This window comes from Litoribacter ruber, assembly GCF_018500185.1.
GTDB lineage: Bacteria > Bacteroidota > Bacteroidia > Cytophagales > Cyclobacteriaceae > Litoribacter > Litoribacter ruber.
Genome location: NZ_JAHBGI010000003.1, coordinates 252,741 through 270,384, shown reverse-complemented (window position 1 = coordinate 270,384; position 17,644 = coordinate 252,741). Strand labels below are relative to the sequence as shown.

At 42.8% G+C, this 17,644-nt stretch carries 13 protein-coding genes; 6 read left to right on the top strand and 7 right to left on the bottom strand.

The genetic code is table 11. The annotated features are described in order from the left end of the window. Nucleotides 1-16: 16 nt before the first annotated feature. Nucleotides 17-1,123, bottom strand: coding sequence for a site-2 protease family protein (locus KIH41_RS05655; protein WP_214161805.1), 1,107 nt, complete (start codon nt 1,121-1,123; stop codon nt 17-19). A 404-nt stretch (nt 1,124-1,527) separates the two neighbouring features. On the opposite strand from KIH41_RS05655, the gene KIH41_RS05650 reads away from it, so the two are divergent. From KIH41_RS05650 to KIH41_RS05630, 5 genes are all read left to right on the top strand, one after another. Continuing rightward, the gene (locus KIH41_RS05650) at nt 1,528-4,908 is read left to right on the top strand and encodes a methylmalonyl-CoA mutase family protein (RefSeq protein WP_214161804.1); all 3,381 of its coding nucleotides are present in this window, start codon (nt 1,528-1,530) and stop codon (nt 4,906-4,908) included. A gap of 82 nt (nt 4,909-4,990) precedes the next feature. Then, nucleotides 4,991-5,407, top strand: a complete 417-nt coding sequence (locus tag KIH41_RS05645) for an OsmC family protein (protein WP_246535271.1) — start codon at nt 4,991-4,993, stop codon at nt 5,405-5,407. Then, nucleotides 5,404-5,634: a hypothetical protein gene (locus KIH41_RS05640; RefSeq protein WP_213943944.1), complete on the top strand. Its 231-nt coding sequence runs from the start codon at nt 5,404-5,406 to the stop codon at nt 5,632-5,634. Before KIH41_RS05645 ends, KIH41_RS05640 begins: the two co-directional genes overlap by 4 nt. A 36-nt stretch (nt 5,635-5,670) precedes the next feature. Then, nucleotides 5,671-6,675, top strand: a complete 1,005-nt coding sequence (locus KIH41_RS05635; RefSeq protein ID WP_213943945.1) for a cysteine protease — start codon at nt 5,671-5,673, stop codon at nt 6,673-6,675. Nucleotides 6,676-6,806: 131 nt separating this feature from the next. Next, complete coding sequence (locus KIH41_RS05630; RefSeq protein WP_246535272.1) at nt 6,807-9,548, top strand: PAS domain-containing sensor histidine kinase; 2,742 nt, start codon at nt 6,807-6,809, stop codon at nt 9,546-9,548. Nucleotides 9,549-9,584: 36 nt separating this feature from the next. On the opposite strand, the gene KIH41_RS05625 is transcribed toward KIH41_RS05630, so the two are convergent. The 6 genes from KIH41_RS05625 to KIH41_RS05600 form a co-directional block, all read right to left on the bottom strand. After that, nucleotides 9,585-10,904 carry a dihydrolipoamide acetyltransferase family protein gene (locus tag KIH41_RS05625; protein ID WP_214161803.1) on the bottom strand — a complete coding sequence of 440 codons (1,320 nt, stop codon included), beginning with the start codon at nt 10,902-10,904 and terminating at the stop codon, nt 9,585-9,587. A gap of 83 nt (nt 10,905-10,987) precedes the next feature. Beyond that, on the bottom strand, nt 10,988-12,244 hold the full coding sequence (locus KIH41_RS05620; RefSeq protein ID WP_214161802.1) for a competence/damage-inducible protein A: 1,257 nt from the start codon (nt 12,242-12,244) through the stop codon (nt 10,988-10,990). Next, nucleotides 12,241-12,735 (bottom strand): dihydrofolate reductase, encoded by a 495-nt coding sequence (locus tag KIH41_RS05615; protein WP_214161801.1) that lies wholly within the window; start codon nt 12,733-12,735, stop codon nt 12,241-12,243. The genes KIH41_RS05620 and KIH41_RS05615 overlap by 4 nt, the downstream gene beginning before the upstream one ends. A gap of 63 nt (nt 12,736-12,798) precedes the next feature. Further along, on the bottom strand, nt 12,799-13,719 hold the full coding sequence (gene fmt, locus KIH41_RS05610) for a methionyl-tRNA formyltransferase (RefSeq protein ID WP_213943949.1): 921 nt from the start codon (nt 13,717-13,719) through the stop codon (nt 12,799-12,801). Between the two features lie 120 nt (nt 13,720-13,839). Beyond that, nucleotides 13,840-15,033 (bottom strand): ATP-binding protein, encoded by a 1,194-nt coding sequence (locus KIH41_RS05605; RefSeq protein WP_214161800.1) that lies wholly within the window; start codon nt 15,031-15,033, stop codon nt 13,840-13,842. Between the two features lie 149 nt (nt 15,034-15,182). Continuing rightward, nucleotides 15,183-16,382, bottom strand: a complete 1,200-nt coding sequence (locus KIH41_RS05600; protein ID WP_213943951.1) for an exo-beta-N-acetylmuramidase NamZ family protein — start codon at nt 16,380-16,382, stop codon at nt 15,183-15,185. A gap of 40 nt (nt 16,383-16,422) precedes the next feature. Between KIH41_RS05600 and KIH41_RS05595 the strand changes: the two genes are divergently transcribed. After that, the gene (locus KIH41_RS05595; RefSeq protein WP_213943952.1) at nt 16,423-17,640 is read left to right on the top strand and encodes an ABC transporter permease; all 1,218 of its coding nucleotides are present in this window, start codon (nt 16,423-16,425) and stop codon (nt 17,638-17,640) included. The last annotated feature ends 4 nt before the right edge of the window (nt 17,641-17,644 follow it).

Genomic DNA, 17,644 nt, shown 5'->3' with positions numbered 1-17,644 from the left:
TGATTTAGAATATGAGTTACATTGCGATGTTTTCAGCCTGTTGTTTATTGATTAAGGCAGATTTTACCATGATAAATTCAGAAATGTTTTCTTGGTCCAGCATGCCCAAGAAATGGTGGTTTTCATATACCAGGGCGACTTTTTGGTTTTCGGCGGCCATTTTCTTCATGGCCTCCTCCAGTGGCATGAATATCTCTAGTACCAAAGGCGTCAAATTGGCCACTTTTTCCACCAAGATTTGATCATCGGCCTCATTGAGCCCCTTGATCATCTCCTCCCGGCTCAAGGTCCCCACTGGTTCATCGTCACGCACCACCACAAAATGGGTAGCCTGACCATCCAGAAGTTTTTCAATTGCCTTACTCAAGGGGGCGTCAAAACTTATCACGGGAAACCGACTCATCAGCACATCGCTGACCTTGAAGCCATGTAGCAAAGATTGGTTTTTCGTTTGGGTCACTTCTGCGGATGCTCCAAGGAAGATGAAAATACCAATTAAGACGAGAATGGGGTTGTAGAATAGGCCTAGAAAGACAAAGCCAATAGCCAATATCTGGCCTATGCCTCCAGCGATCTCGGTAGCCCTTACCCTTGGTACCCTGATCGAAAGCAAGGCCCTCAACACCCTGCCGCCATCCATTGGAAATGCCGGTACCATATTGAAGATGGCTAAAAACAGATTGGCGGTGGCTAGATATAGCCAAATTGTCTGCCCATTTAAGCGTATATCCTCCATTTGGGTCAGGTCGAAGCCTACAAAGCTGATGGCGACAGTCAGCAACAGAAAGATGACGATATTGACCAGTGGACCGGCTATAGCTACCCAAAGCTCCTGCTTGGGGTCTTCTGGGAGTTTTTCCAGCCTCGCCAAGCCTCCAATAGGTAGTAAGATAATATCCCGCGTCTGGATTCCGTATTTCTTAGCAGTGAGGGCATGGCCAAACTCATGGAGAAGCACACAGAAAAAGATAGCCAAAATAAAAGCAATTGTCCAGGCGGTGTCCTCCATTGTCAATCCTGAACGCATGCTGGAGATCAAGATCCAAATCAAAAGCAAGCTGAAAGTCCAGTGGATAAAGACCTTGATGCCGCTATATTTTCCAAGATATAAAGAGAATTTCATGCTCTATTTTTGGCTGTTAAGTCAATGGTTATGTGCCTACTACATGCTGAATGGCAAAATGTTTAATGTCTTGCCCTTTGGATCAATTTACAATTTTTCCTTTGATTTCTCTGCAAAGAACGCCCACCGAGTGTCTTAAAATAATGACCATTGTCAGGTTTTTTGATGATTGTAATTAGGAGATACTTATAATTCTTTATAAATAAACTCCTTTCAATATTTTTAATAAGTAAAAAAAGATAAATAAAAGTATGGTTTTATGGGTTTTGACCATTGTAGAACAAAACAATGTTTTGAGTCAGTAGGGCTTTTGATTTATAGAAATACATATATTTTAGTATATTCGCAATTCCAGAACTTAGAACAGTTCTGCTCGGTTGAAATAGAAGCAAAAACCCAAATATATGTCAGTTAGTCAAACGTTGTACAAGCCAAACAATCATATCAGAATTGTGACGGCTGCATCCCTTTTTGACGGCCATGATGCCGCTATCAACATCATGAGGCGAATCATCCAATCTACCGGCTGTGAAGTGATCCATTTAGGACACAACCGGTCGGTTCAGGAGATTGTGGATTGTGCCATCCAAGAAGACGTGCAGGCCATTGCCATTACATCCTATCAAGGTGGGCACGTCGAGTTTTTCAAATATATGTATGACCTTTTGAAGGAAAAAGGTGCTGGGCATATTAAGCTTTTTGGTGGGGGAGGGGGGACCATCCTTCCGGAAGAAATTAAAGAATTGCATGAATACGGCATTACCAGAATCTATTCTCCTGATGATGGGCGCTCATTAGGCTTGCAAGGGATGATCAATGACTTGGTGAAGTTGGCCGATTTTCCTGTTGGGAAAGATCTTTCCGATGATCACAAGATCACCAGATGCGACAAGCAGTCTATTGCCAAACTGATATCTGCCGCTGAGAATTATCCTGAAGAAACCAAGGGAAAACTTGAGGAGGTAAGAAATACGAGTCATCAATCCAAAACCCCAGTATTGGGGATTACCGGAACAGGTGGCGCCGGTAAGTCCTCTTTGGTGGATGAGTTGGTACGAAGATTTTTGATAGATTTTGAGGATAAAAACATTGCGATCATCTCAGTAGATCCTTCCAAAAGGAAAACCGGTGGAGCACTTCTTGGAGATAGGATCAGAATGAACGCCATCCACCATCCAAGAGTGTATATGCGCTCGTTGGCTACGAGACAGTCTAATCTTGCCCTTTCTAAATATGTGCAGGATGCTGTGGATATTGTGAAAGCTGCGCAATTTGACCTTATCATCCTCGAAACTTCCGGTATTGGCCAGTCTGATACTGAAATTATCGAGCACTCCGACCTTTCCTTATATGTGATGACTCCAGAATACGGGGCGGCCACGCAATTGGAAAAGATCGACATGCTGGATTTTGCAGACATAATCGCTTTGAATAAATTTGACAAGCGTGGTGCACAGGATGCCCTTCGTGATGTCAAAAAACAATATAAGAGGAATCACAACCTCTGGGAAACTGCCGATGAGGATATTCCGGTATTCGGAACCATCGCCTCACAGTTTAACGACCCGGGAATGAACAACCTGTATAAGGCTATCATTTCAAAAGTAAAAGAGAAGACCTCAGCCGACTTGAATTCCAGCTTTGAGATCACTGGGGAGATGTCTGAAAAGATCTTCATCATCCCTCCGGCTAGAACCCGTTATCTGTCTGAAATTGCGGAAAATAACCGTCAGTATGACAAGTGGGTTGAGGAGCAGAAAGAGGTTGCCCAAAAGCTTTTCAGCCTCAAAAAATCCATCGAAGCGATCAAAGGTGCAGGCGTGGAGGATCAGGACCGTTTGGTGAAGGAGCTGGAAGAAATATACGCCAAGGTTGAACTTGAGCTTGATCCAAAAAATAAGAAATGGCTGGAAGAGTGGGATACCACTGTGGGCAAGTATGGAGAAGATTATTATACCTTTAAAGTAAGGGACAAGGAAATTAAAGTTAAGACTTTTAGCAGCTCGCTGTCCAATACCCGTATTCCAAAAGTAGCCCTTCCAAAGTACGAGGCTTGGGGTGATTTGCTGAAATGGGGATTGAAGGAGAACGTGCCGGGTGAGTTTCCTTACACCGCGGGAGTTTTTCCATTCAAAAGAGAAGGGGAGGACCCAACCAGGATGTTTGCTGGTGAAGGCGGACCTGAAAGGACCAACAAGCGTTTCCATTACGTTTCCAAAGGCATGCCCGCCAAAAGGCTATCCACTGCCTTCGACTCGGTGACGCTGTACGGTGAAGATCCAGATTACAGACCTGATATTTATGGGAAAATAGGTAACTCCGGAGTGAACATTTGTTGCTTGGATGATGCCAAGAAGCTATATTCCGGATTCAATCTGGCAGATCCGATGACTTCTGTCTCAATGACCATCAACGGGCCAGCGGCTACCATGACTGCCTTTTTTATGAACGCTGCTATTGACCAGCAGTGTGAGCTTTATATCAGAGAACACGGGCTGGAAGCAGAAGTCAACCAGAAAATCGATAAAATCTACTCTGAAAAAGGTGTAGAGAGACCTCAATACCATGGTACCATTCCTGAAGGAAACGATGGGCTTGGGCTGATGCTTTTGGGTGTCACTGGTGACCAAGTTTTGCCTGCTGACATTTATCAAAAGATAAAGTTTGATACCATTGCCAAAGTTAGAGGGACTGTTCAGGCTGATATCTTGAAGGAAGATCAGGCCCAAAACACCTGTATCTTCAGCACAGAATTTTCCTTGAGGTTGATGGGGGATGTTCAGCAGTATTTTATTGAAAACAACATCCGGAACTTCTATTCGGTTTCTATTTCCGGCTATCATATCGCAGAAGCAGGTGCCAATCCGATTACACAGTTGGCCCTGACACTTTCCAATGGCTTTACCTATGTGGAGTACTATGTGTCAAGAGGTATGGATATCAACAAGTTTGCGCCAAACCTTTCCTTCTTCTTTTCAAACGGGATTGACCCGGAATATGCGGTAATCGGCCGAGTAGCCAGAAGGGTTTGGGCCAAAGCCATGAAGCTTAAGTATGGCGCCAATGCCAGGTCTCAGATGTTGAAGTACCATATTCAGACTTCCGGTAGATCATTGCATGCCCAGGAGATTGATTTTAATGATATTAGAACTACTCTTCAGGCTCTTTATGCTATATATGACAACTGTAACTCACTTCACACCAATGCCTATGATGAGGCAATTACCACGCCTACAGAAGCCTCTGTAAGAAGAGCTATGGCCATTCAATTGATCATTAACAAAGAACTGGGGCTTGCCAAGAATGAAAATCCAATCCAAGGTGGTTTTATCATTGAAGAGTTGACTGATTTGGTGGAAGAAGCAGTTTATGCTGAATTTGACCGAATCACGGAGCGCGGGGGCGTGTTGGGTGCCATGGAGACTATGTACCAGAGAGGTAAGATCCAGGAGGAAAGCCTTCATTATGAAATGCTGAAGCACACAGGTGAATATCCAATCATTGGTGTAAATACTTTCCTTTCTTCAGATGGTTCGCCTACGGTGACTCCAGGTGAAGTGATCAGAGCCACACAGGAAGAAAAAGAAGCACAGATATCAACCTTGCAAAACCTTCATAAGAAATATGAAACCCTTTCGGGTAAATTGTTGAAAGATTTGCAGAAAGCAGCTGTACAGAATGATAATCTCTTTGATAAGCTTATGGAGGCTGCAAAGCATTGTTCGTTAGGGCAGATTACACATGCCTTGTATGAAGTGGGAGGGCAGTACCGCCGCAATATGTAAAACTTATTTAGTATATTAGCTAAACATTTAGAAATGGGTCGTTCTGGAAATGGCCCATTTCTGTTGGAATAAAATTTCTATCATGTCTAATAAAAGAACAATAAAGATCAGCATGCTGGCTGATCACGAGTATGAAGCCGTAAATGCTTTTGGCAACAAAGTGAGCATTGATATGTATGATGGCGAAGAAAAAAAGCATCAATCCCCTATGGAGCTGTTGCTTTCTGCTCTAGGGAGCTGTGCGGTCGTAGATGCTGTGTCAATGATGAAGAAGAAAAGGAAGGAAGTAGTGGACTTCACAATTGATGTGGAAGGGGAGAGAAATGATGGGATTCCGGCTTTCTATAGAACCATCCATATGCACTTTACTCTGGTCTCTTCTGATGCAAAGGAAGAGGAGTTGGCCAAGGTAATCAAATTATCCGTAGATAAATATTGCTCTGTGGCCTCTTCTCTGAAATCAGAGATCACGTATAGTTCAGAAGTGAAGCGGCCATGAGAATAGTAAAAGAGATGACCGTTAGTGATGTAAGGGTTAGCATCTTTTCTTGGAATAACAAATACCTGCTCAAATTTGAGCAGGGTATGGTTGAGCAAACCTTTAAAGTCAGCGAAACAGATATTTTGGAGGAGTCAGACCTTGATCAGTTTTTGGGAGGGCCGTTTTTTGACGCTGTTCAAAAAAGATTCGAGGAAATGCACCAATCGCTTTATAATCAGTTATAAAATCTTTAATTTTGGCGCTGATTTGATAATTTTAAGATGAAATATAGTTATTTATTGTTGATTTTTGTGGCAATGTTATTCTTCCAATGTGAAGATAAGGTGAGTAAGCGAGATATAGATAACTTTGCCCAAATCGACAGCGTCATTCAGGAAATCGAATCTGAGCTTACCCCACTGGAGACTGAGATTGCAGAGTTAGCAACCTTCACTACTTATTTGTATGAAAACCAAAATGACCTGGTTGACAAAGCAAATAGGAATAAGTTTGCCTTTAGTGACTCTGGGGTTTTTTACAATCCCGACCCACAGGCGGAGGAAAGTGCCGTGTATATCTCCACACTTACCTCCAATAGGCAAGAGGCTATGCGGCAGGCTTATTTCACGGAAAGCCAGGATTCCCTTTTCTCCCGCTTGGTTAATAGCAATCCTATTGTTTCTCAGGTGTTTTATAACACCAAAAACCAATTCTCCAGGGTCTATCCCAATTACAGTGTATTGACCATGGTAGACCCTGATCTTGACCTGACTACCTTCAATTTTTACTATATGGGTGATGAGGTGAGAAATCCCCAAAAGGGGGCTAAATGGCTTGAGGAAGTTTATATTGACCCTGTGGGAAGGGGATGGGTGCTTTCCTTGATTCACCCAGTTTACTACCAAAACAAACTCCAGGGGGTTTTGGGATTTGATATCACCGTAAATAATTTAGTCGGGAATTTTCTGGATAAATCGGCCAAAAATTTGGTAATTGTGGATGCGGGAGGCACTATTATAGCCGGCAAGGCCAACGCCATCGAAGCATTAGATATGCCGCCACTGAAAAATCATACGTATATTCAGACCATCAATACTGATAACTTCCCGGTAGAAGATTTTAACCTATTCAAATCCAAAAACAAAGAAGTCAGAAGGATGATCTCAAGATTTTTGCTTGAAAAAGATAACAGCTTTGAGTTAAGTCTGGATGGTAAAACCAACCAAGTCTACTGTAAAAGGCTCAATATTTTAAACTGGTATATTATTGATATCAATAATTTGTGAAAGGGAGCATTTTAGACCAAAATATTGATCGCCCCCAACGATTTTGGGTGTTGACAGGCTTGTCCCTCGTCTCTGTCCTATTAATTCTATTTTTAGGCTACCTGTTCTATGCTGCCCTTTCCTCAAACCTTTTGGAAACCAAAGAGGAGCTGCTCAAAAAGCAGTCGGAAGTAGCCGCCAACGAGGCACAGCGGAAATTCAATTCCCTTGAAGAGGATATTATTTATTATGCCAGCATTTTGGAAAGCATGCATGGCTCCACAGTGGCCGATGGCGCCAACGAGGTGAGAACGCGGCGGCTACTAAACAATTATTCAAACCTAATTGATCAGCTGGTTATCCAACATCCAACGGTGGATGGCCTCATCATATATTCTACCCAACAGGATAATCATATCACCAGGGAATTGTCCAATGAGGTGTTGAAGTATGACCCCCGGGAAAGCTTTATCATTACCACGCCGGTCCATAAGATTAGGGTGATCGTCAAGGTCAATCTCGAGAATTATTTCCAGAACCACGTTGACAGTTATTATTTGGGAAGTGATGGTTACAAGGCATTATATGCCCAGGACACGTTTCAGATATTGAATGGTCAATCCGAGCAGCATGAAATTAATTATTCGCCATCCCTTGCCCAAAAAATATCCTATGATGTGGTCGCTGGATTAAAAGGAAATTATGAGGGAACAATCATTAAGGACGGCGAGGAAATAAAGGTACTGGCTGCCCAATATCCCTTTAAAATCAGGCAGCTGAATCATCAGTACGCTTTTGTTTTCTTTTTGGAGAAGCGTACCATTGTATCCGGTATCTATGAAGCGTACTTTTACCTCTTTGCACTGTTATTCTTACTATTATGTGTTTTGATGGTCATGCTCTTTAAGTTCTCCAAAGAAACCACCGAAAGCTATCAGCTTCTTAGCAGTACCACTTCTGAACTCAACCAGCTCTTCAGGCAGCAAACCATGTTGCTACAGGAGTCCAATAGCTTTGTGTATTATCATGATGCAAAGGGCAAGATTTTCAAGGTAAGCGAAAATATTGAATCGGTGCTAGGATATACAGAGGAGGACTTCATGGATAATTTCCGAAGAATTTTCCCGCATAACGAACTCCGTCACGTACGTCAAAAAGCCAAAGAGGCAGTTAGAACTCGAAAGGACTATCTGAACTTTGAGTGTGATCTGGTTAAAAAGAATGGGGAAGTTATTCGGACTAAAAACTTCGAAAGATTGTATTACGATGAGGATGGCAAACTGTCAGGTAGTGTAGGTATCTGTACCGATATTACAGAGAAGCACCTTGCCGAGCAGGATATTATCAAGAGTGAAAATACCCTGAGATCGGTATTGGAAAGCATACCGGATATAGTTTTTATTTATGACAATTATGGAGTGTTCCAAGATTATCATGTCAAGGACGCCAGCATGCTGCTGATGCCGCCTGAAGAAGGTTTAGGCAAAACTATTTTGGAAGTGCTTCCAGGGCCATACAATGTTCAAATGATGGAAGCATTGGAGAAAACTGCAGAGACTGGTGAAATGCAAACTCGAGAAATGCAGGTTTATCTTCAAGGCGGCAAGAAGTATTTTGAAATTAGATTCATAAAACTTGATGAGGAAAGGGTGATGTCACTTGGGCGTGATGTGACCAGTCAAAAGCTTCTTGAAAAAGGTTTGCGCGAGGCAAAAGAAGCAGCGGAATCGGCCAGTAGGGCTAAAAGTGACTTCCTTGCCAATATGAGCCATGAAATCAGAACTCCTATGAATGGGCTTTTGGGCATGATTGGATTGTTGGCCAACACCAACCTCTCTCCAGAGCAAAAGCGGTTTATCCAGGTGATTCGAGATTCCGGAGACAGCTTGTTGACCATAATTAAGGATATCCTTGATTACAGTAAAATTGAAGCGGGTAAACTTGAACTCAACCTTACCGACATCAATTTCCGTGAGCAAGTAAATAAGGTGGTCAATATTTTCTCCGCTTTAGTGGCTGAGAAAAAAATCAATCTTAAGCTTGAGATCGAAGAATCTACGCCTAATTGGATTTTGATGGATAGGGACAAGCTATTCCAGATTCTATTCAATCTAGTCGGAAACGCGGTGAAGTTTACTCCAAAGGATGGGGATATTACCATCAAGGTGACCAGTGAGCAGATCCTTAATTCCAACATCATGCTTTACTTCACCGTGAGCGATACGGGGATTGGTATACCAGAGGATAAGATTTCTACCTTGACAGATCCATTTACCCAAGTGGATGGATCGAAAAGCAGGGAATATACTGGCACAGGACTGGGCCTGGCTATTGCCAACAAGCTTATCGAATTGATGGGTGGCAGTCTTCATATAGAAAGTGAGGAAGGCAAAGGTTCCAGTTTCTCCTTTACACTTTTTGTGACCGTGGGCGAAAAGCCAATAGATAAATCCGAGGTGGGAAGCCCTACAGAAGTGAGCTTGCCAGAGGAAAATCTCAGCGCTCTATCGGATAAGTATCCGCTTAAGATCCTAATGGCTGAAGACAATGAAATCAACATTCAGTTCATGTCCATAATTTTTAAACAGATGGGGTATATTCCTGATTTTGCCAAGAATGGGGTGGAAGCTGTGGCCATGTGCAAAAGTAAGCGTTACGACCTGATCTTTATGGATAATCAAATGCCCAAAATGAATGGACTGGAAGCTACAAAAGCCATCCGAGAAATTGAAGGGGACCATAAGCCTACCATTATTGGGTTGTCAGCCAATATATTCAAGGATGAAATTGAAAAAGCATACGAAGCCGGTATGGATGATTACCTGACCAAACCTGTTAAGATTGACCAAATCGCTGAAAGAATCAAAATAAGTTATCAGAATATTTATGGATAAAAAAAAACCGAGATTCAAATCTCGGTTTTTTTATTCTTAAATATTGGTATCTAGATCGAAAGCTTCCAGATAATCTGCTACTCTTCTTACAAATTGTCCCCCCAAAGAGCCATCCACAACTCTGTGGTCATAGGAGTGGGATAGGAACATTTTGTGTCTTACCGCGATCACATCACCAGTTGGGGTTTCTACCACAGCTGGCTTCTTGGTAATCGCTCCTACGGCCAAGATGGCTACTTGAGGTTGCATGATGATAGGCGTACCCATCACATTGCCGAAAGATCCCACGTTGGATACTGTATAGGTGCCACTTGATAGTTCGTCAGGAGAAAGCTTATTGATCCTTGCACGGCCGGCCAGATCGTTAATCTTTTTAGAAAGTCCTGTCAGATTAAGCTGATCGGCATTTCTGATCACCGGCACTATAAGGTTGCCTGATGGAAGGGCTACAGCCACACCAACGTTGATGTTTTTTCTTTTGATGATCTTGTCTCCATCTACGGAAATGTTGATCATAGGGAAATCCTGAATGGCCTTGGCTACCGCCTCAATGAAGAAAGGAGTGAAGGTCAATGGCTCGCCATGCTTTTGCTTGTAGCCGTTTTTTACTTTGTTTCTCCAAAGAACAATGTTGGTAACATCCGCTTCTACAAAGGAAGTAACGTGTGGGGAAATGCGCTTGGAATCCACCATTCTTTCAGCGATCATTTTGCGCATTCTATCCATTTCAATGATTTCATCCCCAGCATTCACACTTACACTAACTTTCGGCGCAGGTGCGATAGCTTGTTTTGAAGAGGCTGCCTGTTCAGGCTGAGAAGTTGCCTGGGAAGCAGTCCCTCTTTGCTTCACATAAGCGAGCATGTCGTTTTTGGTCACTCTGCCTGATTTGCCAGAGCCCGTGATTGTGGCAAGTTCCGACTTGCTGATACCTTCTTCTTTGGCAATAGAAAGAACAAGAGGGGAATAAAATCTATCGTCGCCTGCACCTGAGTCATCCGGCTGTGTTACGATGGTTGAGGTTTGGCTTGGCGCAGCGGCTAAAAGTTCCTCTTTTTTCTCCTTTGGTGCTGGAGCGGTAGAGGTTACAGGAGCGCCAGTCCCGTTGGATTCGCCTTCTACCTCAATGATGGCAATAGGGGCGCCGACGGCTACTACATCGCCTTCTTTAACTAAAATCTGTTTAAGTGTGCCGGCGTGAGTGGCTGGAACTTCTGTGTCGACCTTATCGGTAGCCACTTCCAGTACGGATTCATCTTGCTCGATAGCATCTCCCTCGCTCTTCAGCCAGGTGAGGATGGTACCCTCAATAATGCTCTCACCCATCTTGGGCATCACCATTTCTACTGTTGCCATATGAAAATTATTTAATTGGGTTTATTTCTGAATTTTAAAATTAAATTTTAATTCCTGCTTTGCAAAATCATTCAGGTAAAAATTCATTCGGTAATTTTATTTATTTCCAATCTTAACAAATTCAAAACCGAAATTCCCGAAAGCTGAATGTTTATCATCCTGTCATCGGTTAATTGAAGTTTCTTCGTCCTGACACCATCCTCTGATGCGCAGGCTATCCAAACGGTTCCAACGGGCTTTTCATCCGATCCGCCACCCGGCCCAGCCACACCACTGCTGGCCAGTCCATAATCAGAACCAAAAGTTTTGCGAACCGCACTGGCCATTTCTATTACCGTTTCTTCACTTACGGCTCCGTGGTCAATTAAGGTATCCTTTTTTACGCCTAAAACCTGTTGTTTAAACTGGTTATGATAAGGTATGATACTGCCGTTAAAATAGGCGCTGGACCCGGCCACGCTAGTGATCAGATGAGAAATATAGCCGCCCGTGCAGCTCTCGGCTAAAGCTACAGTTTTATTTTGACTCCTCAAAAGTTGGCCCACAGCATCTTCCAAACTTGTTTCATCAAAGCCGTAAACATATTTTCCTGCCAAAGGCAAAAGTTTTTCAATTTGCTCTTCGACTTCAACCGTTAATTCTTTGATTTTTTCACCAAAAGCTGTTAGCCGGAGCCTCACCAAGCCAATAGAGGGCAGATAGGCGAGTTTGATGTGTGAAGGGAGCGCGTCTTCCCAATCCCTAATTTTATCCGCCAGCCAGCTTTCCCCGATCCCAACGGTTTTGACCACTTTATGGTAAATCACAGGCAATGAAAAACGCTCTTTCAACTGAGGAAACACAAAGGTTTCCATCAGTTTTTTCATTTCATGTGGTACCCCTGGCATCGACATCCAAAGGGTGTCATTTTCCTCAAACCACATTCCGGGAGCAGTACCCATGGTGTTAGGCACATAGGTGCATTTGGTGGGCAGGTGGGCCTGAAGAATATTTAATTCTGTCAATTCTCGGCCCCTTCTGGTAAAATAGGATTTTACTGCTTCCAATGCTTCAGGGACCAATTGAATGTCACAATCAAAATATTTTGCTAAAAGAGGCTTGGTCAGGTCATCCCTTGTAGGGCCAAGTCCCCCGGTGATCAATACGATGTCTGCCCGTTGCTGTGCGGCTTTGAACGCTTCCAATATGGCAGGTTCATTATCACCCACGGTGGCCCTATGTACCACCCTTACCCCAATATCTGTCAACTGCTGGCTAATCCACAAGCTATTGGTATCCATAATCTGGCCGTAAAGCAACTCATCGCCTATAGCCAGTATTTCAGCTTTTACTTCTCTCATTTTCTTTTATAAAACGCAATGTCAAAAGCATACTCATTCTTGTCATTTTTTTCAAAATGCTCCCGTTTTGTTTCTTGCCATTCCGACCAGTTGATTTCAGGGAAAAAGGTGTCGCCTTCTGGAGTTGCTTTAACTTCAGTGATAATCATCTCATCTACGTATGGCAAAGCCATCTTATAAATCTCTCCTCCCCCCGCTATAATGATGGTTTCCAAGTTCAGCTTCTTTCCCAAAGCCAGAGCTTGCTCCAGGTTTTGAACGCAAAAATGCTCGTCTGGAACCGAATAATCTTCATTTCTAGTGACTACGATTGAAGTCCTGTTAGGCAAAGGCTTACCCATGGATTCATATGTTTTCCGGCCCATTATGAGGTGCTGGCCGGTCGTGGTCTTTTTAAAATGTTTGAGGTCGTCTGAGAGCTTCCAGACTAAATCATTGTTTTTGCCGATGACATTGTTTTCGGCTTTGGCGACTATAAGTGAGACTTTCAAATTAAAAAGGTGTTTGGTAGTACAAATATTCTTCCTTGGGATTATAGCTTAAATCGCTTCTTCCTACAATTTGTTTCCCCTCAAAAACTCCTCAGTACCCATCCGTTTTTTACCCTGCAATTGCAGTTCTTTAATGGCCAATAGGTTGTCCTGAGAATGGAAGTGGATGTAATTTTTGCCGTCAGAATTTATTTTGCCAGGAGTATTTCCTGACGACTTTTCTATAATCTCGCTAGCAAAAATTTTACAGGTTTTTCCATTTATTTCAGTCCAGGCTGCTGGGTAGGGGCTTAACCCTCTAATGAGGTTGTGGATTTTTTCTGCAGGTTGGTTCCAGTCGATCATGCAGGTCTCCTTGAAGATCTTTGGGGCTTCATGGAGGGCCTTGCTTTCGTCTTGTGGAACAGGCTCAACCGTTCCCTCTTGGATTGCCTCAACGGTTTTTAACACAAGTCTTGAACCCTTTTCCATCAGGCGTTCATAAAGCGTTCCAACATTGTCCTCAGGAAGGATGGTTTCTTTTTCCTGAAAGATAAGGTTCCCTGTGTCGATCTGGTGTTTAAGAAAAAAGGTGGTCACACCGGTTTCCTTTTCACCGTTTATGATCGCCCAATTGATGGGCGCTGCGCCGCGGTAATTGGGAAGCAAAGAAGCGTGAAGGTTGAAAGTGCCCTTTGAAGGCATATTCCAAACTGCTTCAGGCAGCATTCTAAAAGCCACCACAATTTGCAGGTCTGCTTTATATGACCGCAATTCCTCGATAAATTCTGGATCTTTCAGGTTGGTAGGCTGGAGGACGGGTAAATTGTGCTTTAATGCAGCCTCCTTTACAGGAGAGGGTATGAGTTTTTGTCCACGTCCCTTTGGCCTGTCTGGAGCAGTAATGACCGCTACTACATTCCATCCGTTTTCAACCAATATGTCTAAAGAGGGCACGGCAAATTCTGGCGTGCCCATATAAATGATTCGAAGTGTTTTATCCATAATTGTGATCCTGCCAAAAAATTGGCAGGTCTTTTTGCTATCCAATATTACGATTTTTTGGGCATAACGCCCTCCTTGAAATCTTGCGATCTCCAGTCTTTTTTGCCTCTATTTTGATCCTCAATACATAAACCCGAATAACCAAAGCGGTATTTTGTTGCCAATCCCATACTCAATCCCGTCTGCAGCCACGAAGCCTGATTTTGAATTCTTGATTTGCTCTGTGGTCTTCGACTTTCCGCCGATTTCAAAAGTGAACTTTCTGTCCACCATGAAATCCCCTTTATCCATATATTCAACCTCATGAAAGTAATTGACCTGATTGAGGAAAAAGGTTTCCCGAAGATTGCCTTGGTCCGCATTTTCTGGGGCAAAAGCAAACTGGAAATTGGTGTTTTCCAAAAATATTTTATCGGGCTTTTGCAGCTGAGTTATCCCGCGTACGTCCTTGTACAAATTTCGGGTGAGATGGGCTTCCTGCAAGAAGAACAAGTAGCTAATAAAGGTGTTTCGATTGATCCCAATTCTTTGGCTAAGCTTGGTGACATTCGGGATAAAAGGCACTGATTCCGAAATGATCTGCAGCAATTGCTTTAGCTTGGGAATGTAAGCTATATCGACTTTGCGCAACAAGGGCAGTTCGATCTCCAAGGACATGTTGACCACCTCTTCAATCCGCTGATGGTACAAATCAGGCACCTCTTGGAAAAAAGGGTAGTACCCATTGTTTAAATAATCATCAAAATGCTGAAGCGGCTTTATGTCTTTTAGAATACCCCTCGCCAACTCAGAATGATTGTCAAGCAAATCCTTCAATTTAAATATGGGAAGATCTTTTCCCAACTTCAAGTTTAAATACTCCCTAAAAGATAGCCCCTGCATTTGGTAAATGATTGCCCTTCTGCTCAGATCTGCACTTGCATTTAGAATTTCCAGCATAGAGGACCCTGTAAATACAGTTTGGAGTTCAGGGTAATCATCGTAGATATTCTTGATTTCTTGGGACCAATTCGGGTATTTGTGTACTTCGTCCAAAAATAGATGCCTGCCTCCTTTTTTCACAAACTCATCCGCCAAGTCGTATAAGCTATTCTTGGCAAACCATATGTTGTCAAGGCTAACATATAAGGTCGCTCCGTCAAGCGGGAGGTGTATCTTTATGTATTGGAGCATTAAAGTGGTTTTACCGACCCCTCTAGCTCCTTTGATTCCTATTAGCCTAGCCTCCCAATGGATTCTATCCATGGCGCTCCTCAAGAAAGTAGTTTCAGTGGCTTCTATTTTCCTAAAAAATTTTTCGAACAATGGTCCCATGGTCTATTGCTTGTTGCAGTTAGCAAATATAATCAATTATTGCTTATTGTAGTAAGCAGTTTTATTAAATTATGTTTATCGTAATAAGCAATATGTTCTTGGCAAAAAAAAATGGGCTAATATAGCCCATTTTAAATGTTTTGTGATTTTTAGTATATAAGGTACTTTTCCCTTAGTTTTTCATATTCTGCCAAATCCTTGTCCCAAGAAGCTCGAATATCACTCTCTGGCTTTCCTGCAAGAATGTCTTTCCTAAGTTGGTCAGTCCCGGCAAGTTTGTCAAAGAAAGCGTTAAAGAACTTCTCCTTCTTGCCTGATTTTTTATAAGCGTCAAGAAGGTAAGTTAATGTAAACTGGTGGCTCAGATCCTCGTTTCTCAAATCCTTACCATAACAGGTTTTGTCCTGATGGGGAGGGTTTTTGGACATACCAGGGATGCTGGTCGGGGTAAAGCTGAATTCGCCGAAGCTTTCATCAGGGTATCCATAAACCTGAAAAGGGAAGGTTGTACCTCTGCCCAAGCTAATATCAGTCCCTTCAAAATAGCAAAGAGAAGGATATAACCTTATAGAAATATCATTCGGCAAGTTTGGAGATGGCTTCACAGGTAAAGAATAGGGCTGGGAGTGGTCCCAATTTTCAGTTTTAACTATTTTGATGTCAGCTTTTACCTTGTTTTTCAGCCAGCCCTCGCCATTAATCATTTGCGCTAATTCGGCAACTGTCAGTCCATGCACAACAGGAATTGGGTGCATGCCTACAAAGCTGGTAAATCCTTCCTTCAATACTGGACCATCGACATAGTCCCCATTAGGATTTGGCCTGTCCAAAATGATAACGGGAATGTTTTGCTCGGCTGCGGCTTCCATCACGTAATGGAGGGTGCTGATATAGGTGTAGAATCTCACCCCCACATCCTGGAGGTCATAGATCAAGATGTCAATTCCTGATAAGGCTTCTTTGCTGGGTTTTTTATTGTTGCCATAAAGGGAAATTACGGGAAGGCCGGTTTTCTGGTCCACTTCATTTTCCACCTTTTCTCCGGCATCGGCATCACCTCTGAAGCCATGCTCGGGGACATATACTTTCTTAACCTTTTGATTTTCACCCAGAAGAAAATCAACCAAATGAAGGTTGTCTTTTTGAGGTAGAATAGAGGTTTGATTTACCACAAGGCCAATGTTTTTGCCTTCGATCATAGGCAGGTATTCCGAATGCCTGTCGGCGCCGGTGATGGCGGAGGTTTTAGTTTTCTGGGTTTCCTCTTCCTGATAGTTTTCCGCGGGGCTGCAAAATGCCAGGGTATTGGCTAAAAAACCTAGGATTAATATTAATTTCAAATGCTTCATGTTAATTTGCAATGGATTTTAAACAAAATAAAACAACTCCTTGAACCTTTCCTATTTCATTGCCAAAAGAATTAGCTTTAAAAGGACCGGCGGTTTTACGGGTACTATTCACAATATCGCTGTAGCCAGTATATCAATAGGTTTGGCCATTTTGCTGATAGCATTCTTGATTTTGGGTGGTTTTCGGCATGTAATAGCTGAAAAGGTCTTCTCATTTACAGGGCATTATCAGGTGCACCGCTTTTCTGCTGGAAATATCCTAGACGATACTCCCACCTCAAAAAACAGCCAGTTTTACAACAATTATCAGGACATTCCCTACATTTCCCATGTTCAGGAATTTGCCCAAAAACCTGGTCTATTGAAAGGTGATGAGGAGGTAGAAGGCGTTATACTCAAAGGGGTGGGGGAAAGCTATGATGTGGCGACTTTCTCGACATCCCTGAAGGAAGGGCGCTTCATCAATTTTGATGACCAAGCGGCCTCAAACGAAATCCTGATCAGCCGAACTATTTCCAATAAACTCTTACTTGCGGTGGGGGATAAGATTACCATGTATTTTGTACAGGACCCGCCCAGGTTTAGAAGGTTTGAGGTGGTGGGAATTTACGAGACTTTTCTGGAGGACTTTGATGATAGAATCATTATTGGCGACATACAAACTATCCGAAACCTGAATGGCTGGAGTAAGGACAAAGTTGGAGGGTTTGAGGTCTTTATAAACGATCCCAAAAAGATTGATCAATATGCGGATGATTTTTACGACTGGGTGGATTACGACCTCAACGTAGTGAAGGTCACGGATAAATATATTCAGATCTTCGATTGGCTGTTGCTGTTAAACAATAATGTTTACGTCTTTCTGGTTTTGATTCTTTTCGTGGCAGCCTTTAACATGGTTTCCATTCTTTTTATCCTGATTATGGAGAGAACTCAAATGATTGGAATCCTAAAAGCCTTAGGGTCTCGAAATAGACAGATCCGAAGGATTTTTGTGTGGAATGGTATCCGGATAATCGGTAGGGGGATGTTGATCGGTAATTTGGTGGGGTTGGGATTTGGCTTCCTTCAGGACCACTTTCGCCTAATCAAGCTTGACCCTGAAAATTACTACATGGATTATGTGCCGGTGCACTGGGAATGGCCCTATCTAATTGGAATCAATATCCTCATCTTGGTTGTCACTACAGCTGTCTTATTCATTCCGGCAATGATGATTGCAAATGTGAAACCCATTAAGGCGATAAGGTTTGATTAATCGC